Here is a 23,729-nt window from a genome sequence, read left to right as displayed (position 1 = left end):
CCTTGACGAACGGCTTGGCTGGTGTTCATTGTAGGAGACATGCGTTCGATCTGGCGAACACTCACCCCTTCCCTGCAACGTGACACCCTGGCCATGGCAGGCGCGATCGCGGTCGTCGGCGTGTCGTTCGGCGCGATCGCCGTGGCGAGCGGGCTCGACTGGTGGATGCCGTCGGCCCTGTCGGTGCTGGTCTTCGCGGGCGGGTCGCAGTTCATGGTGGTCGGCGTCGTCGCCGCGGGCGGCGGGCTGGTCGCGGCGGTGGCCGGTGCGCTGCTGCTCAACGCGCGGCACCTGCCGTTCGGGCTGGCGCTCGGCGACATCATGGGCCGCCGCCCGCTCGCGCGGATCGTCGGCTCGCACCTGCTCATCGACGAGTCGGTCGCGTTCGCGCTGGCGCAGCGGAACGACCCCGCCCGCGCACGGGCGGTGTTCTGGTTCCTCGGCACGACGGCGTTCGTGGTGTGGAACCTCGGCACGATCGTCGGCGCGGCGGCCGGTCAGGTCATCGGCGACACCGACGCGTTCGGCCTCGACGCCGCGTTCCCGGCCGCGCTGCTCGCGCTGGTGCTGCCCGCGCTGAAGAACGCGCGGACCCGCAACGCCGCGCTGCTCGGCGCCGCGGTCGCGCTGGTCACCACGCCGTTCCTGCCCGCCGGGGTGCCGGTGCTGCTGTCGCTCGCCGGGCTGGTCGTGCTCATCCCCGCGCCGAGGAAGGAGGAGGTGGCGGCATGACGATCACCGCGATCCTCGTCCTCGCGGCCGGTACGTACGCGTTCCGGCTGGCCGGTCCGTTGCTGCGGGCCCGGCTGGCCAGAGCGCACGGTGGCGCGGCCGAACTGCCGCCCCGGCTCGCCGAACTCCTGTCGGTCGCGGCCACGGTCCTGCTGGTCGCGCTCATCGCCACCGCGGCGCTCACCGACGGTGGCTCCTTCGCCGGGTTCGCGCTCCCCGCGGGGGTGCTCGCGGGCGGGGTGCTGGCGTGGCGCAAAGCGCCGTTCGTCGTCGTGGTGGTCGTGGCCGCCGTGGTCGCGGCCGGTCTGCGGGCGCTCGGCGTGCCCTAAGTAAGCTGAACGAATCACAGGAGGTCAACAGGTGTCCGCTGGTCCGCTGATCGGTGTGCTCGCGCTGCAGGGTGACGTGCGCGAGCACCTCGCCGCGCTCGAGAGCAGTGGCGCGCGCGCCACCGCCGTCCGCAGGCTGACCGAGCTGTCCGAAGTGGACGGTCTGGTGCTGCCGGGTGGCGAGTCGACGACCATGTCGCGGCTGCTCGACATCTTCGAACTCCTGGTCCCGCTGCGTGAGCGCATCGCGGACGGCCTGCCGGTCTACGGCTCCTGCGCCGGGATGATCCTGCTCGCCACCAAGGTGCTCGACGGTCGATCCGACCAGCACCAGCTCGGCGGGCTGGACATGATCGTCCGCCGGAACGCGTTCGGGCGGCAGGTCGACTCGTTCGAGGAGGACCTCGAGTTCGCCGGTGTCAGCGACGTCGGAGGCGGCGGCCCGGTGCACGCGGTGTTCATCCGCGCACCCTGGGTAGAGTCGGCGTCGCCGCGGGTCGAGGTGCTGGCACGGGTGAGTGATGACCCGGACGTCCCGGGCGGTGAGGCGGCCGCCGGTAGGATCGTCGCGGTCCGGCAGGGATCCGTGCTGGCCACGGCGTTCCACCCGGAGCTCACTGGGGACACGCGCGTACACAGACTGTTTGTCGAAATGGTGGAGGGTAGATCGTGAGCGGCCACTCAAAATGGGCCACAACCAAGCACAAGAAGGCCGCACTCGATGCCAAGCGGGGCAAGCTCTTCGCCAAGCTGATCAAGAACATCGAGGTCGCGGCCCGTACCGGTGGCGGTGACCCGGACGGCAACCCGACGCTGTTCGACGCCATCCAGAAGGCGAAGAAGAACTCGGTCCCGCAGGACAACATCGAGCGCGCCCGCAAGCGCGGTGGTGGCGAGGAGGCGGGCGGCGCCGACTGGCAGACGATCATGTATGAGGGCTACGGCCCCAACGGCGTCGCCGTGCTGATCGAGTGCCTCACCGACAACCGCAACCGCGCCGCGAGCGAGGTCCGCACCGCCATGACCCGCAACGGCGGCTCCATGGCCGACCCGGGTTCGGTGTCGTACCTGTTCAACCGCAAGGGCGTCGTGCTCCTGCCGAAGAACGGGCTGTCCGAGGACGACGTGCTGATGGCCGTCCTCGAAGCCGGTGCCGAGGAGGTCAACGACCTCGGCGAGAGCTTCGAGGTGGTCTCCGAGGCCACCGACCTGGTCGCGGTGCGCACGGCGCTGCAGGACGCCGGCTACGACTACGAGTCGGCCGAGGCGAGCTTCCTGCCGTCGGTCAGCGTCCCCCTCGACGCCGACGCCGCCCGCAAGGTGTTCCGGCTGATCGACGCGCTCGAGGACAGCGACGACGTGCAGAACGTGTACGCCAACTTCGACGTGTCCGACGACGTCATGGCCGAGGTTGATGCATAACCCGCACTTACCGCCGCCACCACGCCTGCCCGTCGGTGTGCTCACCGGCGTCGTCGCGTGGCGGCTGGTGGTGGCGGCGTGCGCGTTCACGGGGTTCTTCGCCGCGGTCGCGTTCATGTCCGACCCGTGGCCCGCCCTGTCCCAGCAGGCGAGCCTGCTCACCGGTGTGGTGTACCTCGGGCTGGCGGCCTACCCGCTGTTCACCGGCGGCCGCGCGCACGAGCCCGCGTCACCGTGGCTGCGTGGCGCCGTGTGCGTCGTGCTGCTGCTCGTCGCCGGGACGTACCAGGCGCTGATGAGCGGGGACGTCGACGACACGTACTCGCTGTTCGAGCACGTGATCACGCCGGTGGTCGTGCTCGCCGACTGGGTGCTGGTCGGCCGCGGCCAGGCACGGGTGCGCTGGTGGCACCCGTTCTCGTGGCTGCTGTTCCCGCTCGCCTACCTCGTGTACTTCATGATGGCCAGGCCGTCGCTGTACGGCGGTTTCCTCGACCCCGACAGCAGCACGTTCGCCGGTGCGGTCCTGTCCTTCATGCTGGCCGTGCTCGTCGCGGGGTACGTGCTGTACGCCATCGGCAAGGTGAAGGCCATGTCGTGGCAGGTCGCCCAGGTCGCACCGGAGGTGTCGCGATGACTACCGGACTCGGTGAGGAGGAGCGGCGCCTGCGGGACCAGTTCATCGCCGAGTCCAACGCGCACGGCGCCGCTGTCGTCGAGGTCGTCGGCGACGAGCAGCACCCGCCGTACACGTTCACGGTCGGCGCGTGGCGGCGGTTCGGGGTGCCCGAGGCCGTGACGATCGGCCTGCCGCGCGGCGCGGGCGAGTTCCTCGTGCGCAACTACGTGCGGCGGGCGGGCGAGGGCGAGGAGTTCCCGCCCGGTTCGGTGTGGGACGACCTCATCGAGGGTGTGCTGGTCACGGTCGAGTACGTCAGCAAGGGGCACTACTTCACGTACTTCGGCAGCGTCTTCCTCCTCCACCCCGACGGCGACTTCGACGCGGTGCAGCTGATCACCGCCACCCCGGACGACATGTGGCCGTGGGAGCCGGAGGCCCCGGCCGGGTTCGACCGGTGGCAGCCGATCCTGACCGCCACACACGCACCGGAGAGCTGGACCCCCGGCGTCGACGGACCCTGAGCAAGCGCGAGCAAAGCGGCAGGAAAGTGGGACCGGACAAGCTCCGGCCATGAAGATCTTCTTCCTGGTCATGGGGTTCGTCTTCCTCGGCGCCTCGTTCGCGTGGACGATGGGCACCGAGGACGAGCTGCGGGTCGCGGGCAGCGTGACCTGGGTGTGCGAACCGCCGACGGCCGCCGACCAGAACACCGAGTGCTACACCAGGCAGCCGAGCGACACGTTCATGCGGCTCGACATCGGCGAGCTGCCGATCACGGTGTGCCTCGGCCTCACCGGCATCGGGTTCATGACGGCCGCGGCGGCGGTCGGCAACCGTGCGCCGCGGCCGGTCCAGCAGCAGCACCCGAGCCCGATGCAGTACCAGCAGCGCTGACTGTGGTGCACTAGCCCCGTGACCATCCACATCGGACCACTCACGGTGGCGCACGCGGGGGAGGCGCTGACCGTGCAGCGCGCCGCGTACGTGACCGAGGCACAGCACTACGACGCGCCCCGCATCCCGCCGCTGGTCGAGACACTCGACGAACTGCGCGCGGACCTGGCGTCCGGGGTGCTGGCGTTCGGCGCGTGGGACGGCTCGCGACTGGCCGGGTCGGTCCGCGGCCGGGTCGACGGCGACCGGATGGAGGTCGCGCGGTTCTCGGTGGCACCGGACCTGCAGGGCCGGGGGATCGGGCGCGCGCTGCTGGCCGCGGTCGAGGCGGCGGCCCCGGTCGAGGTCGGCACGTTCTGGCTGATCACCGGTGTCGACAGTGCGGGCAGTCTTCGCCTCTACCGCACCGCGGGTTACGAGGTCGTCGGCGAGACCACCGACACCGCCGGAGTCGCGTTGGTGGTGTTGGAGAAACCCAGACGAACCACGGCGAAGTCCCGTTAGGGAGTCGCGTAGTCTCGGCCCCTCGCTGCCCTTCGACGAAGGCGACCCGGATGATCATCTATGGCTGGAAGACGTACGTCCAGGTGCTGGCCGTGCTGCACCTGGTGTGCTCCCAGTGCGGCAACAACGCGGAACACGTGCTGCGCAAGCTGACGACGAAGTTCACGTTGTTCTGGATCCCGCTCTTCCCGATCAACAAGAAGCACACGCTGTTCTGCACCGCGTGCGAGAGCGAGCAGCGGGTGCCGGGTGAGCAGGCGCGGCACATGGCCGCGACCGGTGGCATGGGCGACCCGGGAACGGCCGGGATGCCGGGACCGGCACCTGCCATGGCGGGACCCGGGCCGATGGGTGCACCGGGAATGCCGGGTTCTGGGATGCCAGGGCCGGGCATGCAGCAGCCGGGGATGCCGCCGGGAGTGCCGCAGCCGGGGATGCCGCCGGGAGTGCCGCAGCCGGGGATGCCGCAGTCGGGTGTGCCGCAGTCGGGAGTGCCGCAGTCGGGAGTGTCGCAACCGGCGATGGCCGCGCCTTCGATGGCCGCACCGGGGATGTCGCAGTCGGGTGTGCCGCAGCCTGTGTTGGCCGCGCCTTCGATGGCCGCGCCGGGGATGCCGCAGCCGGGGGTGCCGCAGCCGGGGATGCCGCAACCGGGGATGCCGCAGTCGGGAGTGTCGCAACCGGCGATGGCCGCGCCTTCGATGGCCGCACCGGGGATGTCGCAGTCGGGAGTGCCGCAGCCTGTGTTGGCCGCGCCTCCGATGGCCGCGCCAGGAATGCCGCAGCCAGGAATGCCGCAGCCGGGGATGCCGCAACCGGCGATGGCCGCGCCGGGAATGCCTGGCCCGGCAACGGGTCCGGGGACGCCGCCGCCCGGCATGCCCGGTCCCGGGCCGGGGATGTTCGGGCCGGGAACGCCCGGTCCCGCGATGGGTCCGGGGACACCGCCGCCCGGCCAGTGGATGGGCCCCGGCATGCCCGGTCCCACGGGACATGGCACCCCGCAGGGAATGCCCGGCCCGGCGATGGGCCCCGGTGGGCCGTACCCGCCGCAGGGTTACCCGCCGCCCGGCCACGGCCCGCGCTGACCGTCGGTCAGCGTCGCTCCACCTTGGTGATCTGGGCGTTGAACTCCTCCGGGTCGAGTCCCGGGTTGCAGGTGTGGACCATGTCCCGGACGCTCGCCCCGGGCATCAGGTCCTCCGCGTACGCCTGGGCCTCGCACGCGCCTTCGTCGTCGTTGACGTCGAACGTCACCACGTAGGAGGCGAAGTCGGACCCCTTGTTGTAGATCGTGACCGACATGGACACGATGCCGGTCGCGGGGTTCTGCTGCAGTTCGCCGAGGTGCACGTCGATCTCGTCGCGCAGCAGCTCCTCGGTGTCGTCGCCGGGGGCGCCCGGGTTGCCCCAGAACTTGGTGAGCGCGACCGTCGACAGCCCGATCGCGATCGTGCACAGGATCGCGCCGACGATCGCCAGCATGTTGCCGCGGTTGCGGCTGGTGCACCCGTAGAGCCCGAAGACGATGCCGGGCACCGCGAACACCAACGGGATCCAGTCCCGCGCGTCGCTGAACGCGAACGGTGTCAGCGGCAGCAGGCAACCGAGGCCACCGAGGACGACGGCGACGGCGCCGAGTCCCGTGCCCGGAGCCGCCCGTGGCGGAACCGGCGCGGGCGCCGCGACCGGGGTGGACTCGTTCTCGTCAGGTGGTTGCGGCGTGCCGCTCGTCATGGAGGTCCCCAACTTTCCGGACTGCAGTGTCGGCACGGGAAAGTAGCAGTGCCGTGGCCGGGACCGTGGACATACGGACGATCTTGCACCACCCTGAACGAATGGCACGACCGCGCCCACTCGACATGTCCGAGGAGCAGCTCGGTTTCCGGCCCCGCGAGGCGGTGCGCTGGCTCGCGCCGAAAGTCCTGATCAGCACCGGTCTGCAGTCGATGCTCGCCGGGATCTTCGGTTCCTACGCGGACAAACGCGAGCTGCAGGGCAGCCTGCCCGCGCAGGTGTACGACCACGGCGGCGACGACGAGCTGTGGTTCGACTTCGTCGCCGACCTCGGGGACGGCTTCGACGCCACCTACTCGATCGCGTCGCTGCTCGCCGCGCCGCAGCTGGAGCTCGACGGCCCGACACCACGCGGCCGCCTCCTCGTCATGGGCGGCGACCAGGTCTACCCGGCGGCGTCCACCAACGCCTACGAGGACCGCAGCAAAGGCGTCTACCGCGCCGCGTTACCCGAGTCGCCGGAGGACGCGCCGACGCTGTTCGCCTTGCCCGGCAACCACGACTGGTACGACGGGCTCACGTCGTTCCTCCGCGTCTTCGCGCAGCGGCGGCCCTTCGGCGGCTGGCAGACCGAGCAGACCCGCAGCTACTTCGCGATCCGGTTGCCGCACGGCTGGTGGCTCTACGCCATCGACACCCAGTTCGACGACTACGTGGACGCACCGCAGCTCGAGTACTTCCGCGGCGCCTCCGCCGAGCTGCGGGAGGGCGACTCGATCATCCTGTGCACGTCGACGCCCGCGTGGGTGGAGGCCGGGTGCGGTGGCCGTGCGAAGGGGTACGACACCATCGAGTTCTTCCAGCGCGAGGTGGTCCGCCCGCGCGGCGCGAAGGTCCGCGTCATGCTGACCGGCGACAAGCACCACTATGTGCGCTACGCCGAGGAAGGCGGCACCGGCCAGAAGATCACGGCCGGGCTCGGCGGCGCGTACCTCGCGTCGACCGACCGGATGCCGCCCACGCTCGACCTGCCCGGCGCGAAGTCGCGGGTGCGGGAACCGTCGCCGCCGTCCCGTTACCAGCTGACGGCCCGCTACCCGAGCCGCACCGGCCGGCTCGCGGCGGGGATCTTCCGGTTGCCGTGGCGCAACCCCAGTTTCTGGGGACTGACCGGCGTCGTCCAGCTCCTCGCGACGATGGCGATGCTGTACGGCCTCGGCGAGTCCGCGACGCGGTCCGGTGTGTTCGGTCTGCTCGCCGCGTGGTCGCCCGCGGTGTTCGCGACGGTCGTGCTCGTGTTGGCCGGGGTGGCGTTCGCGCGGATCGACCTACCCGAGACGAACCGGGTCAACGTCCTCGCCGGGGTGCTGCACGCCGTGGCACACCTGTCGTTGAGCGTCGGCTGGGCGGTGGTGATCCGCTGGCTCTACCACGACGTCCTGCCCGGCGGCACGACCGCGGACTGGGTGATCTTCGGCATCGGCACGGCCGGCACGCTGGTGGTGATCGGCTTCGTCGACGCGGAGGTGGTCGCGCTGTACCTGCTGATCGCGAGCCGGTTCGGCATCAACCTCAACGAGGTGATGGCGGGCCAGAGCATCGAGGACCACAAAGGCTTCCTGCGTCTGCACATCGGTCGCGACGGCGTGTTGACGATCCACCCGGTGAAGGTGGACCGCGTGTGCCGTGAGTGGCGGCCCAACCCGGACGGCGCGCCGACCGACCCGTGGCTGCTGCCGCTGCAGCCGCTCACCCCGGCTCTCATCGAGCCACCGATCAAGGTGCCGCCGTCCGACTCGCGAGGAGTGGGGACGCCGGGGCGGACGGGTGAGGGGGTTGCCCCATCCGCCCCGGCCCCCCGACGGGTCACTGGCGGCGGGGGAGGTTGAACTCCTCCATCGCCATGACCGGGCGCAGGTGTTCCTCCGCGCCACCCTTGGTGAACGCGTCCCGCAGGATGTCGTCGCCGAGCAGGTTGCCCAGCGCACCCATGATCATGCCCTGGTCCAACGCGAGGTACCGCCTGGCGACCGTGCCGCTGCGGACGGCGATCGAGTCGTAGTAGCCGCCCGGGCCGTAGGCGTCGAAGTCGCGGCGCAGCTTGGCCAGTTCGGTGAGCGCGGCGCGCGGCTGGTACGGCAGCGCGAGCACCACCGCGTGCGGGGTCACGACCCCGTCGCCGTACGAGGAGGGCAGTGGTTGTGCTTCACGGCAGCCCTCGAAGCCCACGTCCACCGCGGTCTTCTCCTGGTCGCTCGTGTAGCCGGGGCCGTCGAGGCCCATCGCGTCCACGCCGTACTCGCGGTACCCGCCCGCCGGGTTGGACGCGGGCGAGAAGCCCCAGTGGCCGTACTTCGCGTCGTTCAGGCCGTGTTCGATCTGGCCGCGCACGTACACCGAGTGCTGCCGCGCCCACGAGTTGGTGCCCCAGCGGACCTCGGGCACGAACATGTCCGGCATCAGCGCCTCGAACATGTCGCCGCCCCACGTCGGCACGAACTTCAGGCCGCGGTAGGTGTAGTGGCCCTCGAACACCGGCACACCGAGGTAGTCCACGAACTCACCGGAGGGCTTCTGCTCCTGCCAGGCCCAGTCACACGTGTCGGGGAACGTCCGCCACGGCGCGAAGTAGTGCGCGGGCGGCACCTGGCCGAGCGCGATCGCGACGTAGCTGATCATGCGGGTCTCGGACGCGAACGAGCCGTAGGTGTGGCACGTGTAGTACACCTCCGGGCCGACACCCGTGTAGTTGCCGGGCAGCGAGCACTGCGGGGGAGGAGAGTCCCAGAAACCGCCGCGCATCAACCCGGCGGGCACGTCCGGGCCGCGGCCCCGCGGGTCGTAGTAGAACGCGAAGTCCATGGGGTCGAGGAGTTCCTGCGCCTGCGTCCGCGCCTCGGGCACCGCGTTGCGGACCACCATCAGCGCGGCCGCGAGCCACGCGTTGTCCACACTGGACGCGAACGGGTGCACCACCGACCCGTCCTCCGGCCACGTGGTGAGGCGTTCGAGTGTCGCCGGGTCGTACCAGTTGTAGAACTGGCCGGACGCCGGGTGCCGTTGCAGCCGGGCGACCGACGACAGCGTCTTCTTCGTGCGGGACACCAGTTCCCGCCGGGAGATCACGCCGAGGTCCTCGGCGACGATCGCCGACCACAGGTACGAGCCGATGTTCGTCGGCGACGTGTACTCCGACCGGGTCGCCGGGTCGAGGTCGCCGCCGATGTTGTCGGCGGGCATCCCCGTCTCCGGCACGGTCATCGCGTCGAACGAGCGCCACGTGTCGCGCACCAGCGACAGGTGGGGTGCCGCGGCCGACGCCGTGGCAGGCGCCAGCGGGGACAGCAATGCCGCGGCCAGCACCGCGACACCAGCCAGTCGTAACCGGGACATGCGTGGCTCCTCTTACTTCAGTCCGGTCGTCGCGATTCCGCGGACGAAATGACGTTGCAGCAGGATGAACACGACGAGCACCGGCAGCACGACCACGACCGCGCCCGCGAGCAACAGGTCGTACTCGGTCCGGTTCTGGCCGATCGCGTACAGCGCGAGCGCGACCGGCAGGGTGTAGGTCTCCTCCTCGGTGGCCGCCACCAGCGGCCAGAGGAAGTTGTTCCAGGAGGCCAGGAACGTGAGGATGCCGAGCGTCGCGAGCGCGGGACGGCACAGCGGCAGCACGATCTGCCAGTAGATCCGCAGCTCGCTCGCCGCGTCGATCCGCGCGGCCTCCAGCAGGTCGTCCGGGATGGACAGGATGAACTGCCGCATCAGGAACACGCCGAACGCCTGCGCCAGGTACGGGAGGATCAGCCCGGCGAGCGTGTTGACCAGCCCCAGGTTGGACGACAGCACGAACAGCGGCACCATTGTGACAATGCTCGGCACCATCAACGTGCCGAGCACGATCCCGAACAGCACTTTCCTGCCCGCGAACGGGAGCTTCGCGAGCGCGTAGCCCGCGGCCGAGCAGAACAGCAGGTTGCCGACGGTCGTGACGACCGCGACGACGGCCGAGTTCGTGAAGTACGTGGGGAAGTCCAGCCGGTCGAACAGGTTCCCGTAGTTCGCGAGCGTCGGGTCGTTCGGCCACCACGTGGGTGGGTCGGCGCGGATCTCGCCCTCGGGTTTGAACGAGGACAGCAGCATCCAGACGAACGGCCCGACGACGAGCAGCAGCCCGCCGAACAGCAGCACGTACAGCACCGCCTTGGCGACGCGGTCCCGGGAACGCAGGCGCTCATTCATCGACGTTGTTCCTCAGCAGCTTGAACCAGGCGATGGACAGCAGCACCACGACGACGAACAGCACGTAGCCCATGGCCGACGCGTAGCCGTAGTTGCCGAACCCGAACTGGTTGTAGGTCGCGTACGCCATCGACAGCGTCGAGTCGAGCGGGCCGCCCTGCGTCATCACGAACGGCTCCTCGAAGAACTGCACGTAGCCGATCGTGGTGATCACGGCGACGAACAGCATGGTGGGCCGCAGCATCGGCAACGTCAGGTACCGGAACTGCGCGAACCGCTTCGCGCCGTCGATCGTGGCCGCCTCGTACAGGTCCTTCGGGATGGCCTGCAGTCCGGCGAGGAAGATCACCATGCCGAACCCGAGGTTGCGCCACGCACCCATCACGATCAGCGTCGGCAGCGCGAACGCCTCGTTGTTGAGCCAGTTCGGGCCCTGGATCCCGACGAAACCGAGGACCTCGTTGAGCAGCCCGGTGTCGGGTTGCAGCACGAACCGCCACACCACGGAGATCGCCACGATGCTGGTGACGACCGGCAGGTAGTAGCCGACCCGGAACAGCGTCCGGAACCGCACCAGCCCCGAGTTGAGCCCCAGCGCGACGAGCAGCGACAGCGCCATGGTGAGCGGCACGCCGAACACCACGAACACGGCCGTGTTGCCCGCCGCGGTCAGGAACTTCTCGTCGGAGAACAGCCGGACGTAGTTCTCCAGCCCGACCACGTCGACGTTGAACGGGTCGAGCAGGTCCGCGCTGCGCAGGTCGGTCACGCTCAGCACGAGCGACGCGACCACCGGCCCCGCGGTGAACACGAGGAACAGGACCGCGAACGGCAGCGCGAAACCCCAGCCGGTCAGCGTCCGGTTGGTTCGCCGGGCCCGCGCGGGCGGGCGCGGGCCCGGCACGACCGCGGAGTCCGCGGCCGGGTCTCGCGGGACGGTGCGGTCCCGTACGTCCGGCACGTCAGCCACCCGTGCCGATCGACGTGGCCTGGGACTGCATGGCCTTCGCCGCGTCGGCGGCCGACTCGGTGCCCTTCGCGACCTTCTCCAGCTCGCTGTCGATGCCCGCGGCGATCTGCTCCCACGTCGGGATCGACGGCGGTGCCTTGGCCTTGTCGAGCTGGTCGCCGAACACCTTCAGCTGCGGGTCGCCGGCGAGCGTCTCGTCGTCCCACGCGGCCTGCACCGACGGCAGGTCCGACACCGTCTGGTACCACTTGACCTGCACCTCGGGCCGCATCAGGTACGACACGAACTTCCAGGCGGCGTCGCGGTTCTCGGTGTTCTTGAACACGGACATGTTGGAGCCGCCGATGAACGAGGTGTAGTCGCCGTCGCCGGATGGCATCGGCCACAGGTCGTACTTGCCCTCACCGCCCAGCTCGTCCAGCAGCCCGATGTGCCACGGCCCGGAAACGAACGACGCGATCTCGCCGGAGAGGAGCTTCGGCTCGGGCTCGCCCTCACGCAGCCGGTCCTTCGTGGACAGACCCTCGTCGTAGAAGGACCGGTAGTACTCCAGCGCCTCGACGGCCTGCGGGGAGTCCAACGTGAACTTCGACCCGTCGTGGATGTCGCCGCCGTTCTGCCACACGAACGGCATCACGGTCTGCCAGGCGCCCATCTGGCCGGGCTGCAGGTAGGTGCCCCACTTGGCGCCGCCCTTGGACTGCATGGCCTTCATGGCCTGCTTCAGGTCGTCCCACGTGGTGGGCGCCTCGGTGATCCCGGCCTTCTCGGCGACGGCCTTGTTCACGTACAGCAGCCGGGTCTCGACGTACCACGGGACGCTGTAGGAGGTGCCGTCGACGACGCCCGTCTCCCACGCGCCGGGGAAGAAGTCGTCCTCGGACACGAAGTCCGGCGGCACCACGTCCAGCGCGCCGGTCTTCGCGAACTCGCCGATCCACGTGGTGCCGAGCATGGTCACGTCCGGCGTCTCCTGGCCCGCGATCGCGGCGGCGAGCTTGTTGTGCGCGCCGTCCCACGGCACCGGCGTGACGGTGACCTTGGCGTCGGGGTTCTCCTTCATGAAGTCGTCGGCGAGCACCGACAGCTTCTCGCCCTCGGTGCCCATGGCCCACACGGTGATGTCGCCGGACGCCTTGCCCGCGGCGACCTCCTCGCCCTGCTGGGCGCCCGCGTCCTCGCTGTCGCGCCCGCACGCCGACGCGGCGAGCGCGGCGGCGGTAACCGCCGCGAGTAAGACTGTTCGCCTGCTGGGTCGGGTCATGGTGTACCTCCGGGTTCGTGACTCCTGGGTTGAACTGGCCGCACCGCTTCTCCGCTCATCCGTCGCTGTGCGGCCCGCAGCTGGCGCGGATCACCAGCCGGGTCGGCAGCACCTCGCGGCGTGCCAGGGTCTGTCGGTCCGTCGTCGAGCCGCCGATGCGCTCGTCGAGCCAGCGCGCGGCGGTCGCGCCCAGTTCGCGCATCGACTGGTGCACGGTGGTCAGCCGGGCGTAGCCGGCGGCCATGATGTCGTCCCAGCCGGTCAGTGCGACGTCGCCGGGCACGTCGAGCCCCAGGTCCTCGGCGGCGCGCAGCGCCCCGAGCGCCACCTCGTCGTTGGCGCACACCACCGCGTCGGGGCGGGTGCGGAGCAGGTCCTTCGCCGCCGCGTAGCCGGACCGGACGTCGAACGCGCACGGGGTCGCGGCCGGGACCGTGAACCCGCCGTCGGTGAGCGCGCGGCGGAAGCCCGTGTAGCGCCCGGCGACGTCCGGTGACTCGGCCGGGTCGCCGAGGAACGCGATGCGGCGGTGGCCGTGACCGAGCAGGTGCGCGGTCAGGTCGCGGGCACTCGACTCGTTGTCGGCGGTCACGGTGTCGACGAGCCCGACCGGCGGGCGTGCGAGCAGCACGAGCGGCAGCCCGGTGTCGGCGATGCGGGCCACCACGTGGTCGCCGACCGTGCGGCCCATGATCACCATGCCGTCGACGCGGCCGGCCAGTTCGAGCACCGCCTCCTCGGCCTTCGCGCGGCCGTTGGTGGCGAGGATCAGGACGCTGCGGCCCAGTTCGGCGACGACCTCCTCGTACCCGAGCACCACCTCGGCGTAGTACGGGCCGGACAGGTCGGGGAACACGATGCCGTTCGCGGCGTGCTGGCCCTCGGCGAGCGCGCGGCCGGCGCGGCTGGGGCGGAAGCGCAGTTCCTCGGCGACCTGCTGGACGCGCCGTCGCGTGGCGGGCGCGACCAGGTCGGAGTCGCGCAGCGCGCGGGACACGGTGGCGATCGACACCCCGGCCCGTTCGGCCACCTCGTAGATGGTGACCGGCCGTCGTTCCCGACCCGACATAGCGGCCTTCCGTCGTTGGAAGCGCTTACATTTCTGCTGTGTGCAGTTCTAACACGCATGTCAAGTGAAGGCGCTTTCATTGCCGCTGACCAGGGGTTGTGAATCGAACATTCCAAAACTTTGGTACGGTTGGCGGCATGCCGAGGCCCAGGGAGTTCGACGAGGACCGCGCACTGGACGCCGCCATGCGGGCGTTCTGGTCCGAGGGCTACGAGGCCACCTCGACACAGGACCTGTGCGAGGCGACCGGGCTCGGCCGGTCCAGCATCTACAACACGTTCCGCAGCAAGCGGGACCTGTTCGAGCAGGCGCTGACCAGGTACATGACCGAGCGGACGGCCACCACGCTCGCGTTGCTCGCCGATGCCCGCCCGGTGCGGGAGAAGGTCCGCACGCTGCTGTGGCAGTCGGTGGACCCGCCCGAGGACGACCCGCTCGGCTGCCTCGTCGTCAACTCGCTGGTCGAACTGGGTCCGCGTGACGAACACGTCGCCGCCCTGCTCCGGACCGACCAGGACCGTCGCTTCGCCGCGCTGCGGGACGCGTTCACCGCCGGGCGCGCGGCGGGGGAGGTCGCGGCCGACAAGGACCCGGCCGCGCTCGCCCACTTCGTGGTGTCGTCGATCAACGGCATGCGGGTCATGGCCAGGGCGGGTGCCGACCGCGCCACGATCGAGTCGGTCGCGCGTACGGCGCTGTCCGCCATCTGAGTTTCGGCGCGGAACGACGGCGTTTCGCCTGCCCTTGTTTTGAACCAATCAATCCAAAACTGGAGGACACCTTGCCGGTCGCCGTCTACGTCCTGGGGCTCGCGATCTTCGCCCAGGGCACCTCGGAGATGATGCTCGCCGGGCTGCTGCCCGAACTGTCCGGCGACCTCGGCGTCGGCATCCCGCAGGCCGGTCTGCTGATCTCGGCGTTCGCGGTCGGCATGCTGGTCGGCGCGCCCGTGCTCGCCGTGCTCACGCTGCGGTGGCGCAGGCGCGTGACGCTCGTCGGCTTTCTCGTGCTGTTCGCCGCACTGCACGCCGTCGGAGCACTCACGGACAGTTATGACGTCCTGATGGTCACCCGGGCGCTGAGCGCGTTCGTCTACGGCGGGTTCTGGTCCGTCGCCGCGGTCACGGTGCTGTCGATCGTGCCCGCCGACCGCCGGGGCCGGGCCATCGGCGTGGTCGCGGGTGGGCTGACCATCGCGACCGTCGTCGGGCTCCCGCTCGGCACGCTCGTGGGCCAGAACCTCGGCTGGCGCGCTGCGTTCTGGGTGGTGGCGGCGCTGTCGCTGGCCGCGGCGGCGGCCGCCGCGCTAACCATCCACAATGGACCTGGCGGCGCGGTGAGGCCGAGCGTCGGCGCCGAGTTGCGCGCTATGGCCAACCCGCGGCTGTGGCTCGCCTACGCGACGACCGCACTGCTCATGACCGCGCTGATCGTCACGTTCGGTTACCTCGCTCCGCTGCTGACCGAGACCACCGGCCTGCCGGACGGCGCGGTGCCGGTCGTGCTCGGGGTCTACGGCATCGGCTCGCTCATCGGCATCACCGTGGGTGGCCGCACCGCCGACGCGTACCCGTTCCGCACGCTCGCGTACGGCATCGGCGGTCTCGTCGCCGCGAGCGTCCTGCTTGCCACGGCGGCCACCCGGCCGGTGCCCGCGGTCGCGGCGGTCTTCCTCGTCGGCGTGTTCGGGTTCGCGGTCAACCCCGCCCTCACCACCCGCGTGTTCAGCGAGTCGGAACAGGCCCCGACCCTGGCCTCCGCGCTGAACGTGTCCGCGTTCAACGTCGGCATCACCGCGGGCCCGTGGCTCGGCGGCATCGCGCTGGAGGCGGGCGCGGGCTACCCGGTCGTCGCGTGGCTCGGAGCCGGGGCGGGCGTGTTCGCACTCGGTGCGGTGGTGCTCGGGGCCGTGTCGGTGCGGAGGGCGGCGGCTCTGGTCCCCTAGGCTTCGAACTGATGTTCTCGACAGGCAAGACCATGCGCGTGCTGGGCGTCGACCCCGGCCTGACCAGGTGCGGCATCGCCGTCGTCGACGGGGCCGTCGGCCGGAAGGTGACGTGCGTCCAGGTCGACGTGGTGCGCACCCCGGTCGACGCCGACCTCGCCGTGCGCCTGCTCGCCGTGTCCGACGCCGTCGAGGAGTGGCTCGACCGGCACCGGCCCGACGCGGTCGCCGTCGAGCGGGTCTTCAGCCAGTACAACGTCCGCACCGCCATGGGCACCGCCCAGGCGGGCGGCGTTGTGGCACTGGCCGCCGCCAAACGCGGACTGCCGGTCGTGTTCCACACGCCCTCGGAGGTCAAGGCCGCGGTCACCGGCTCCGGCCGCGCCGACAAGGCCCAGGTCACGGCCATGGTCACGAAGCTGCTGGGACTCACGACCGCGCCCAAGCCCGCGGACGCTGCGGACGCCATCGCCATCGCCGTCTGCCACATCTGGCGGGCTCCGATGCGCAACCGGCTCGCCGAGGCCGAGGCGAAGGCCGCCGAACTCGCCCGCAAGCACAAAGCCCGGCTCGCCGAAGCCGCAAGCAAGAGGAAGACGACCACATGATCTCGCGCGTACGGGGAACGGTGCTCTCGATCGGCCTGGACCACGTGGTGGTCGAGGTCGGCGGGGTCGGCCTGATGATCACCGCCACCCCGGCCACCCTCGCCACGCTGCGCACCGGCGAGGAGGCGATCCTCGAGACCACGCTCGTCGTCCGCGAGGACTCGTTGACGCTGTTCGGGTTCGCCGACTCGCAGGCCCGCGAGCTGTTCGGCCTGCTGCAGACCGTGTCCGGTATCGGCCCGCGCATCGCCATGGCCACGCTCGCCGTCCTCGACCCGAACCAGCTGCGTGCCGCGCTCGGCGAGGGCAGCGTCTCCGTGCTCACGCAGGTGCCGGGCATCGGCCGCAAGGGTGCGGAACGCCTCATCGTCGAGCTGCGCGACAAGGTCGGCGCCCTGGCCACCGTCACCGCCGAGTCCGTCGCCACCGGCAACGGCGCGGTGCGGGGGAGCGTCGTCGAGGCGCTCACCGGGCTCGGGTTCGCCGCCAAACAGGCCGAACAGGCCGTCGACGGGGTGCTCGCCGAGAACGGTCACGCCGACACGTCGACCGTCCTGCGCAGGGCGCTCGCCACCCTGGGCAGGAAGCGGTAGCGGGTCGTGCACGATGAAGCCGTGACCGACCCGGACGAGATCGCCGAGATCGCGTCGCCCGAGGTGCTCCCCGGGGACGACGAGGCGACGCTGCGCCCCAAGCGGCTCGCCGAGTTCGTCGGCCAGCACCGCGTACGCGAGCAGCTCGAACTGGTCCTGCAGGGCGCCACCCAGCGCGGCGTGCCGCCCGACCACGTACTGCTCTCCGGCCCGCCCGGCCTCGGCAAGACCAGCCTCGCCATGATCATCGCGGCCGAGCTGGGCAGCTCGCTGCGCCTCACCTCCGGTCCCGCGCTGGAACGCGCGGGCGACCTCGCCGCCATGCTGTCCAACCTCGTCGAGGGCGACGTGCTGTTCATCGACGAGATCCACCGGATGGCGCGGCCCGCCGAGGAGATGCTCTACCTCGCGATGGAGGACTTCCGCGTCGACGTCGTCGTCGGCAAGGGCCCCGGCGCGACCAGCATCCCCCTGGAGATCGCGCCGTTCACGCTCGTCGGCGCCACCACCCGGTCCGGTTCGCTGACCGGACCGCTGCGCGACCGGTTCGGCTTCACCGCGCACATGGAGTTCTACTCACCCGAGGACCTCGACCAGGTGCTGCGCCGGTCGGCCGGGATCCTCGGCGTCGACCTGCGCGCCGACGGCTCGACCGAGATCGCGGGCCGCTCCCGTGGCACCCCCCGCATCGCGAACCGCCTGCTGCGGCGCGTCCGCGACTTCGCCGAGGTCCGCGCCGACGGCGTCGTGACCAGGGCGATCGCCCGCTCGGCGCTCGAGGTCTACGACGTCGACGAGCTGGGGCTCGACCGACTCGACCGGGCCGTGCTCGGCGCGCTCGTCCGGTCGTTCGGCGGCGGTCCGGTCGGTGTGTCGACGCTGGCTGTCGCGGTCGGGGAGGAGGCAAGTACGGTGGAGGAGGTGTGCGAGCCGTACCTGGTGCGGGCGGGCATGCTCGCCAGGACTCCGCGGGGTCGTGTCGCCACAGCGGCGGCGTGGTCCCATTTGGGGCTTTTGCCCCCGGTTAACGCTCCTGGCCCGATGCCGCCTACGCTGTTCGACAGTGACCTGAACAACACTGCGCACACCGCAGAGTAGGCAACTCACGGATGGACAACCATGGAACTCCTCCCTCTGCTCCTGATGTTCGGCCTGCTGGGCGTCATGATGTACTTCATGAGCCGGCGTCAGCGCCGCGCACAGGAGCAGCAGCAGGCGCTGCAGAACTCGCTCACCGTCGGTGACCGCGTCATGACCACCTCGGGTCTCTACGGCACGGTGACCGACACGGACAACGAGCAGACCGTCTCCATCGAGATCGCCCCCGGCGTCGAGACGGAGTGGCTGCGTGCCGCGGTGCGCGAGAAGGTCGGCCCCGTCGAGGAGACCGACGACGCCGAGGACCTCGAGGACGCAGACGAGGTCGAGACCGTCGACTCCGTCGACCCCGAGACGAACGAGCCCGCCGTCAAGGACGCCGAGCTCGAGTCCGGCAAGCAGAAGTAGCGGGATGCGTGAGCGTGACGTGACCGTGTGACAACGGCCTCACGTCACGGGAGGTACGCTGCGCCCTCACCCACACGTGTAATGGGTGCGGGCGCAGTCTTGTGCCAAGACACGGACCAAGACACGCCTGACGACCCTTGTAGTTCGAGGAGACCGACCGACCGTGGCCTCACCCTCCGGGCAGATCCGCCCAGGACGCTATCTGGCGTTCTTTCTGTTCATCGTGGTTCTGCTGTACGGCTTGGTCTTCGCCACGCCGGATCACAAGCTGGAGCCCAAGCTCGGTATCGACCTGCAGGGCGGTACGCGGGTCACGCTGACCGCCCGCACCGAGACCGGTGAGGCGCCGAGCCGGGAGTCGCTCGACCAGGCCAGGCAGATCATCGAGACCCGTGTGAACGGCATCGGTGTCAGCGGCACCGAGGTCGTGCTCGACGGCAACAACATCATCATCACGGTGCCGGGCGAGGAGGGCGAGCAGGCCAAGGACCTCGGCCAGACCGCCCAGCTGCGCTTCCGCGCGGTGATCGGGCAGCCGCAGGCCGCCACACCGCCCGCGCAGGAGGAGCAGCAGCCACCCGCGTCGACCGAGCCGTCGACGCCGCCCTCGAGCGGTGCGGCCACGCCACCGTCCGAGTCGACCCAGCCGTCGGCGGGCGACGGGACGCCGCAGGGCCGCCCCGCTCCGGCCGCGGCGGGCCAGCCGGGCACGACCGAGCCGTCGGCCCCGCCGTCGGGTGACGCGTCCACGCCGCCGTCCGCCGAGCAGCCGGCCGACGACGCCGCGCTCGCCGACCCGCTGAGCGCCTGTGCCAAGTACTCGGCGGACGTCCAGACCTACAACAAGGACGTCGCGGCGGGCAAGGAAAGCGCGGTCACCACGGCCAGCCTGATCCAGTCGGGCCGGGCGTGCCGCCAGGCGCCGCAGCTCGCGCCGAGCACCGACGGGACCGTCCAGCCGGACCCGACCGTGCAGCAGGCCGCCATGGCCGCGCTCGACTGCAGCAAGCCGGACCCGCTGGTCGGCAACGACATCTCGGACCGGCCGCTGGTCGCCTGCGACCAGGAGGCCACCGCCAAGTACATCCTGGGCCCGACCTTCCTGCAGGGCACCGAGATCGCCGACGCGGGCTCCGCGCCCAACCCGGAGGGCGTCGGCTACGTCGTGACGCTGGACTTCGAGAGCGAAGGCGGCCGGATCTGGGCCGACTACACCGAGGCCCACGTCGGCGAGATGGCCGCGTTCGTGCTCGACACCCAGGTCGTGTCCGCCCCGGAGATCCAGGGCGCCATCACCGGCCAGACGCAGATCACCGGCGGCGGCCAGGGCGGCTTCAGCTCCTCGGAGGCCAAGAGCCTCGCGGACGTGCTGAAGTACGGTTCGCTGCCGCTGTCGTTCGACTCGTCCGAGGCCGAGACCGTGTCCGCGACGCTGGGGCTCGCGTCGCTCCAGGCCGGTCTGATCGCGGGCGCGATCGGCCTCGCACTGGTGTTCCTGTACTGCCTCTTCTACTACCGCATGCTCGGTCTGCTCACGGTCCTGTCGCTGGCGCTGTCCGGTGTGATCGTGTTCGCCGTGCTGGTGCTGCTCGGCCGGTGGATCGGGTTCACCCTCGACCTCGCCGGTGTCGCGGGCTTCATCGTGTCGATCGGTATCACCGCGGACTCGTTCGTGGTGTTCTTCGAACGACTGAAAGACGAGATACGCGAAGGCAGGACGTTCCGTTCGGCGGTGCCGAGGGCGTGGGTGCGTGCCCGGCGCACGATCCTGTCCGCCGACGCGGTCATGTTCCTCGCGGCCGCCGTCCTGTACGTGCTGGCCGTCGGACAGGTCCGCGGCTTCGCGTTCACCCTGGGCATGTCGACCGTGCTGGACCTGATCGTGGTGTTCCTGGTGACCCATCCGCTGGTCGTGCTGGCGTCGCGGTCGAAGTTCCTGTCCAGCCCGAAGATGTCCGGTCTCGGCGCGGTGCAGCGCCAGGCGAGCGAGCGGCGGGCCGCCGGCCGTACCGTCGCGAAGGAGGTGTGACGTGGCTGCCAACGAAGCACAGACGCCCGCCAAGAAGGAGGGCCTGTTCCACCGCCTCTACGTGGGCACGGGCGCGTTCGACGTGGTCGGCAAGCGCAAGCGGTGGTACGTCTTCTTCGCGGCCCTGATCCTCGTGTGCCTGGTGTCGATCGTCTTCCGGGGCTTCAACCTCGGCATCGACTTCACCGGTGGCACCCGGATCTCGCTGCCCGCGCAGGGTGCGAACGGGAACATCTCGATCTCCGCCGTCGAGAACACGTTCAACGAGACGCTCGACATGGAGCCCGCGGCCGTGCAGACCGTCGGCACGGGTGACGCGTCGACCATCCAGATCCGGTCGGAGACGCTGAACAACGAGCAGGTTGACGAGCTGAAGACGGCGCTGTTCGACACGTTCCAGCCGGTGAACGCGCAGGGCGAGCCGAGTGAGCGGTCCATCAGCGACAGCGCGGTGAGCGCGTCGTGGGGCGGCGAGATCTCGCAGCAGGCGCTGATCGCGCTCGCCGTGTTCCTCGTGCTGGTGACGATCTTCCTCGCGCTGTACTTCGAGAAGTGGATGGCGGTCGCCGCGCTCGCCGCGTTGGTGCACGACGTCGTGGTCACCGCGGGCGTGTACTCGATCATCGGCTTCGAGGTGACCCCGGCGACCGTGATCGGTCTGCTGACGATCCTCGGCTTCTCGCTGTACGACACGGTGGTGGTGTTCGACAAGGTCAAGGAGAACACCCGCGGCCTGCTCGGCCTGACCCGCCGCACGTACGGGGAGGCGGCGAACCTGGCGCTGAACCAGACGCTGATGCGGTCGATCAACACCTCGCTGATCGCGGTGCTGCCCGTGATCGGTCTGCTGGTCGTCGGTGTGGGCCTGCTGGGTGTCGGCACCCTGCAGGACCTGGCGCTGGTCCAGCTGACCGGCATCATCGCCGGTGCGCTGTCGTCCATCGCGCTGGCCACGCCGATCCTCGTCGACCTGAAGATGCGGGAGCCGAAGTTCCAGCAGCAGGCGGCGCGGGTGAAGGCGCGGCGGGAGAACCTGGCCCGCAAGGCCGCCGAGCGCGAGGAGTCCGGTGCCCCGGTGGACGCGGCGGTCATCGACGCCGACGACGCCCCGGCCACCGACGACGAGACGCTGGACGCGGAGCTGCGGCAGGAGCGGGCGATGGCGGCGGCGACCAGCGTGCCGGCCCGCAACCCGAAGGCCGCCGAGACGCAACGCAAGGGCAGGCCCAGCGGCAAGCACCCCGGCCGCCCGTCAGGAAAGCGCCGCCGTTGACCGACATCGCGGCGGCTCTGGAGCTGGTTCGCACGGTCCCGGACTTCCCCGAGCCAGGGGTGCTGTTCCGGGACCTGAACCCGCTGTTCGCGTCGGCACCGGCGTTCCGGGCGGTCATCGACGAGATGGCCGCCCGGCTACCGGACGACGTCGACGCCGTGGCGGCGATCGAGGCACGTGGCTTCCTGCTGGGCGCCCCGATCGCCGTGGCCCGGGACGTGGCGCTGGTGCCGATCCGCAAGCCGGGCAAGCTCCCCGTCGTCGCGGACCGCGTCGACTACGCCCTCGAGTACGGCACGGCGGCACTGGAGCTGCCCGCCGGCGTGCTGCCCGCAGGTGCACGGGTCGCGGTCATCGACGACGTGCTGGCGACCGGCGGCACGGTCGCGGGCGTGCGGGAACTGGTCGAACGCGCGGGCGCGACGGTGTCGGTGGTGTCCGTGGTGCTGGAACTGGCCGCGCTCTCCGGTCGCGACCGCCTGCCCGGCTGCGACATCCAGGCACTGCAGGTGCTCTGAGCTCAGCCGCGTTCCTGCCACGTGCACAGGCAGACGCGGTTGCCCTCCGGGTCCGCGAGAACCCAGTAGCTCGGCGCGGCCTCGTCGCTGACCAGCGTCCCGCCCGCGGCGAGCGCGGCGTCGATGCGCGGCTGGACCTGGGCGGGTTCCACCCACACGTCCGGGTGCCAGCGCTGGCGGGGCTCCTCGCTGCCGGAGGTCTGGAACCACACGACCGGCAGGCCGTCGGCGGGGTCACGGATCTCCCCGTCACCCGTCTCCATCGCGAGGACGGCGGCCCAGAACGGCAGCACCGCGGCGTGGTCCGGGGTGTCGAGCGCGAGTTCGAGCCGTGACACGGACGCGGACTCGGTCGTTAGCCCGGCCTCCTCGGCGATCGAGGTGATGGCCCGCGCCAGTCGGATCTCGTGTTCGGTCACCCCGCCCTCGCCGGCGAGCCGGATGTCCACGTGATCGCCGCGGAGGTGGATGTCCGGGCTGTGCCCCGCCACCGCCGCGCCGATCGCGGTGACGACCCAGACGCCGGTCGCGAAGTCCCCGGTGCGGATGCGGGTCTGCAGGCCACCCAGCAGGTAGGTCCACCCGCGCAGGCCCTCGTCCGCGATCTGCTGCCCGGTCAGCGTGGTCACCCGCCCACGCTAGTCGAACTGCACCGATCGCTTCGCCAGGCCGTACCAGTAGCCGTCGATGACCTGCTGCGGTGCATCCGTCGTACCGATCGCGGCGCCCATGGACACGAACAGCGGCGCGAAGTGCTCGGTACGCGGGTGCGCCAGCCGCGCCGAGGGCGACCGGTGCTGGAAGTCGAGCAGGGCGTCGAAGTCACGGGCCGCCAACGCCTCCCCACCCCAGTGGTCGAACTCCGCCGACCACGACGGCGCCGTCCCGTCGGGGGAGGCCTGCATGCCCGACAGGTTGTGCGTGAAGAAGCCGCTGCCGACGATCAGCACACCCTCGTCCCGCAGGGGCGCCAGCCGTCGCCCCAGCTCGAACAACTCCGACGGATCCAGCGACGGCATCGACATCTGCAGCACGGGCACGTCCGCGTCCGGGTACATCTCCTTCAACGGCACGTACGCACCGTGGTCGAGCCCGCGCTCGGAGTCGGAGTGCACGGAGCCGAGCAGCTTGCCCACTGAGGCGGCGAGCTCCGGCGCGCCGGGCGCCGCGTACGTCACGTCGTAGTAGTGCCGGGGGAAGCCCCAGAAGTCGTACACCAGCGGCACGGTCGTCGTGGCGCCCACCGTGAGCGGGGCGTTCTCCCAGTGCGCCGACACCATCAGGATCGACGTGGGCTTCGGCAGGCCCGCTGACCAGTCGGCGAGCTGGCGTGTCCACACGGCGTCGTCGGCCAGTGGCGGGGCGCCGTGGGACAGGTACAGCACCGGCATGGACATGATCGACTCCTGAAGTTGAAGTTTCAACCAAGTCTACATCAACCCACCGGCGGATCTTCAGCGTGAACGCGG

27 protein-coding genes are annotated in these 23,729 nt (G+C 70.7%); 18 read left to right on the top strand and 9 right to left on the bottom strand.

Annotation, left to right across the window (positions count from 1 at the left end):
* Positions 1-39: 39 nt before the first annotated feature.
* The 8 genes from ACIBVP_RS10430 to ACIBVP_RS10395 are packed head-to-tail and all read left to right on the top strand — an operon-like array spanning position 40 to position 4,503.
* Positions 40-732 carry an AzlC family ABC transporter permease gene (locus ACIBVP_RS10430; RefSeq protein ID WP_396105758.1) on the top strand — a complete coding sequence of 231 codons (693 nt, stop codon included), beginning with the start codon at positions 40-42 and terminating at the stop codon, positions 730-732.
* Complete coding sequence (locus tag ACIBVP_RS10425; RefSeq protein ID WP_396105757.1) at positions 729-1,061, top strand: AzlD domain-containing protein; 333 nt, start codon at positions 729-731, stop codon at positions 1,059-1,061. The genes ACIBVP_RS10430 and ACIBVP_RS10425 overlap by 4 nt, the downstream gene beginning before the upstream one ends.
* 31 nt (positions 1,062-1,092) lie before the next feature.
* Positions 1,093-1,734 carry a pyridoxal 5'-phosphate synthase glutaminase subunit PdxT gene (pdxT, locus tag ACIBVP_RS10420; RefSeq protein ID WP_396105756.1) on the top strand — a complete coding sequence of 214 codons (642 nt, stop codon included), beginning with the start codon at positions 1,093-1,095 and terminating at the stop codon, positions 1,732-1,734.
* Complete coding sequence (locus ACIBVP_RS10415) at positions 1,731-2,483, top strand: YebC/PmpR family DNA-binding transcriptional regulator (protein ID WP_396105755.1); 753 nt, start codon at positions 1,731-1,733, stop codon at positions 2,481-2,483. The genes pdxT and ACIBVP_RS10415 overlap by 4 nt, the downstream gene beginning before the upstream one ends.
* On the top strand, positions 2,476-3,120 hold the full coding sequence (locus ACIBVP_RS10410) for a hypothetical protein (protein WP_396105754.1): 645 nt from the start codon (positions 2,476-2,478) through the stop codon (positions 3,118-3,120). Before ACIBVP_RS10415 ends, ACIBVP_RS10410 begins: the two co-directional genes overlap by 8 nt.
* On the top strand, positions 3,117-3,626 hold the full coding sequence (locus ACIBVP_RS10405) for a DUF4262 domain-containing protein (protein WP_396105753.1): 510 nt from the start codon (positions 3,117-3,119) through the stop codon (positions 3,624-3,626). Before ACIBVP_RS10410 ends, ACIBVP_RS10405 begins: the two co-directional genes overlap by 4 nt.
* Before the next feature lie 49 nt (positions 3,627-3,675).
* Positions 3,676-3,999, top strand: coding sequence for a hypothetical protein (locus ACIBVP_RS10400; protein ID WP_396105752.1), 324 nt, complete (start codon positions 3,676-3,678; stop codon positions 3,997-3,999).
* A gap of 18 nt (positions 4,000-4,017) precedes the next feature.
* On the top strand, positions 4,018-4,503 hold the full coding sequence (locus ACIBVP_RS10395; protein WP_396105751.1) for a GNAT family N-acetyltransferase: 486 nt from the start codon (positions 4,018-4,020) through the stop codon (positions 4,501-4,503).
* Between the two features lie 58 nt (positions 4,504-4,561).
* On the opposite strand, the gene ACIBVP_RS10390 is transcribed toward ACIBVP_RS10395, so the two are convergent.
* Complete coding sequence (locus tag ACIBVP_RS10390) at positions 4,562-5,479, bottom strand: hypothetical protein (RefSeq protein ID WP_396105750.1); 918 nt, start codon at positions 5,477-5,479, stop codon at positions 4,562-4,564.
* A 119-nt stretch (positions 5,480-5,598) separates the two neighbouring features.
* Positions 5,599-6,240, bottom strand: coding sequence for a hypothetical protein (locus ACIBVP_RS10385; protein WP_396105748.1), 642 nt, complete (start codon positions 6,238-6,240; stop codon positions 5,599-5,601).
* 101 nt (positions 6,241-6,341) lie between these two features.
* Here ACIBVP_RS10385 and ACIBVP_RS10380 point away from each other — a divergent pair, with 101 nt between their 5' ends.
* A complete protein-coding gene (locus tag ACIBVP_RS10380; RefSeq protein WP_396105747.1) occupies positions 6,342-8,129 on the top strand; it encodes a metallophosphoesterase in 1,788 nt (595 codons plus the stop codon).
* Here the strand turns inward: ACIBVP_RS10380 and ACIBVP_RS10375 are convergent.
* From ACIBVP_RS10375 to ACIBVP_RS10355, 5 genes are read right to left on the bottom strand one after another with little or no spacing between them, the layout of a single operon-like run.
* The gene (locus ACIBVP_RS10375; RefSeq protein ID WP_396105746.1) at positions 8,107-9,633 is read right to left on the bottom strand and encodes a glucoamylase family protein; all 1,527 of its coding nucleotides are present in this window, start codon (positions 9,631-9,633) and stop codon (positions 8,107-8,109) included. The genes ACIBVP_RS10380 and ACIBVP_RS10375 overlap by 23 nt on opposite strands.
* A 12-nt stretch (positions 9,634-9,645) precedes the next feature.
* Positions 9,646-10,485: a carbohydrate ABC transporter permease gene (locus tag ACIBVP_RS10370; protein ID WP_396105745.1), complete on the bottom strand. Its 840-nt coding sequence runs from the start codon at positions 10,483-10,485 to the stop codon at positions 9,646-9,648.
* Positions 10,478-11,446 (bottom strand): carbohydrate ABC transporter permease, encoded by a 969-nt coding sequence (locus ACIBVP_RS10365; protein ID WP_396105744.1) that lies wholly within the window; start codon positions 11,444-11,446, stop codon positions 10,478-10,480. The genes ACIBVP_RS10370 and ACIBVP_RS10365 overlap by 8 nt, the downstream gene beginning before the upstream one ends.
* Before the next feature lies 1 nt (position 11,447).
* Positions 11,448-12,719 (bottom strand): sugar ABC transporter substrate-binding protein, encoded by a 1,272-nt coding sequence (locus ACIBVP_RS10360; RefSeq protein ID WP_396105743.1) that lies wholly within the window; start codon positions 12,717-12,719, stop codon positions 11,448-11,450.
* 55 nt (positions 12,720-12,774) lie between these two features.
* Positions 12,775-13,788 (bottom strand): LacI family DNA-binding transcriptional regulator, encoded by a 1,014-nt coding sequence (locus ACIBVP_RS10355; RefSeq protein ID WP_396105742.1) that lies wholly within the window; start codon positions 13,786-13,788, stop codon positions 12,775-12,777.
* Positions 13,789-13,925: 137 nt separating this feature from the next.
* Between ACIBVP_RS10355 and ACIBVP_RS10350 the strand changes: the two genes are divergently transcribed.
* The 9 genes from ACIBVP_RS10350 (at position 13,926) to ACIBVP_RS10310 (ending at position 22,260) form a co-directional block, all read left to right on the top strand.
* Positions 13,926-14,498 carry a TetR/AcrR family transcriptional regulator gene (locus ACIBVP_RS10350; protein ID WP_396105741.1) on the top strand — a complete coding sequence of 191 codons (573 nt, stop codon included), beginning with the start codon at positions 13,926-13,928 and terminating at the stop codon, positions 14,496-14,498.
* A 71-nt stretch (positions 14,499-14,569) separates the two neighbouring features.
* Positions 14,570-15,733 (top strand): Cmx/CmrA family chloramphenicol efflux MFS transporter, encoded by a 1,164-nt coding sequence (locus ACIBVP_RS10345; RefSeq protein WP_396105740.1) that lies wholly within the window; start codon positions 14,570-14,572, stop codon positions 15,731-15,733.
* 32 nt (positions 15,734-15,765) lie between these two features.
* On the top strand, positions 15,766-16,341 hold the full coding sequence (gene ruvC, locus ACIBVP_RS10340; protein WP_396105865.1) for a crossover junction endodeoxyribonuclease RuvC: 576 nt from the start codon (positions 15,766-15,768) through the stop codon (positions 16,339-16,341).
* Positions 16,338-16,934, top strand: a complete 597-nt coding sequence (ruvA, locus tag ACIBVP_RS10335; RefSeq protein WP_396105739.1) for a Holliday junction branch migration protein RuvA — start codon at positions 16,338-16,340, stop codon at positions 16,932-16,934. Before ruvC ends, ruvA begins: the two co-directional genes overlap by 4 nt.
* Before the next feature lie 21 nt (positions 16,935-16,955).
* The gene (gene ruvB, locus ACIBVP_RS10330) at positions 16,956-18,032 is read left to right on the top strand and encodes a Holliday junction branch migration DNA helicase RuvB (RefSeq protein ID WP_396105738.1); all 1,077 of its coding nucleotides are present in this window, start codon (positions 16,956-16,958) and stop codon (positions 18,030-18,032) included.
* A 21-nt stretch (positions 18,033-18,053) separates the two neighbouring features.
* Positions 18,054-18,440: a preprotein translocase subunit YajC gene (gene yajC / locus ACIBVP_RS10325; RefSeq protein ID WP_396105737.1), complete on the top strand. Its 387-nt coding sequence runs from the start codon at positions 18,054-18,056 to the stop codon at positions 18,438-18,440.
* Positions 18,441-18,603: 163 nt separating this feature from the next.
* Entirely contained in the window at positions 18,604-20,469 is a 1,866-nt protein-coding gene (gene secD / locus ACIBVP_RS10320) for a protein translocase subunit SecD (RefSeq protein ID WP_396105736.1), read from the top strand.
* Position 20,470: 1 nt separating this feature from the next.
* Positions 20,471-21,742, top strand: coding sequence for a protein translocase subunit SecF (gene secF, locus ACIBVP_RS10315; RefSeq protein WP_396105735.1), 1,272 nt, complete (start codon positions 20,471-20,473; stop codon positions 21,740-21,742).
* Positions 21,739-22,260 (top strand): adenine phosphoribosyltransferase, encoded by a 522-nt coding sequence (locus ACIBVP_RS10310; RefSeq protein ID WP_396105734.1) that lies wholly within the window; start codon positions 21,739-21,741, stop codon positions 22,258-22,260. Before secF ends, ACIBVP_RS10310 begins: the two co-directional genes overlap by 4 nt.
* A gap of 2 nt (positions 22,261-22,262) precedes the next feature.
* Here the strand turns inward: ACIBVP_RS10310 and ACIBVP_RS10305 are convergent, their stop codons facing one another.
* Both ACIBVP_RS10305 and ACIBVP_RS10300 read right to left on the bottom strand, forming a co-directional pair.
* Positions 22,263-22,889, bottom strand: a complete 627-nt coding sequence (locus ACIBVP_RS10305; RefSeq protein WP_396105733.1) for a VOC family protein — start codon at positions 22,887-22,889, stop codon at positions 22,263-22,265.
* Between the two features lie 9 nt (positions 22,890-22,898).
* Positions 22,899-23,657, bottom strand: coding sequence for a dioxygenase (locus tag ACIBVP_RS10300; protein WP_396105732.1), 759 nt, complete (start codon positions 23,655-23,657; stop codon positions 22,899-22,901).
* Positions 23,658-23,729 lie beyond the last annotated feature (72 nt).

The sequence above is a fragment of the Actinophytocola sp. NPDC049390 genome (assembly GCF_044466355.1).
GTDB lineage: Bacteria > Actinomycetota > Actinomycetes > Mycobacteriales > Pseudonocardiaceae > Actinophytocola.
The sequence above is the reverse complement of the archived record's forward strand: the minus strand, read 5'-3'. Positions and strand labels throughout refer to the sequence as shown.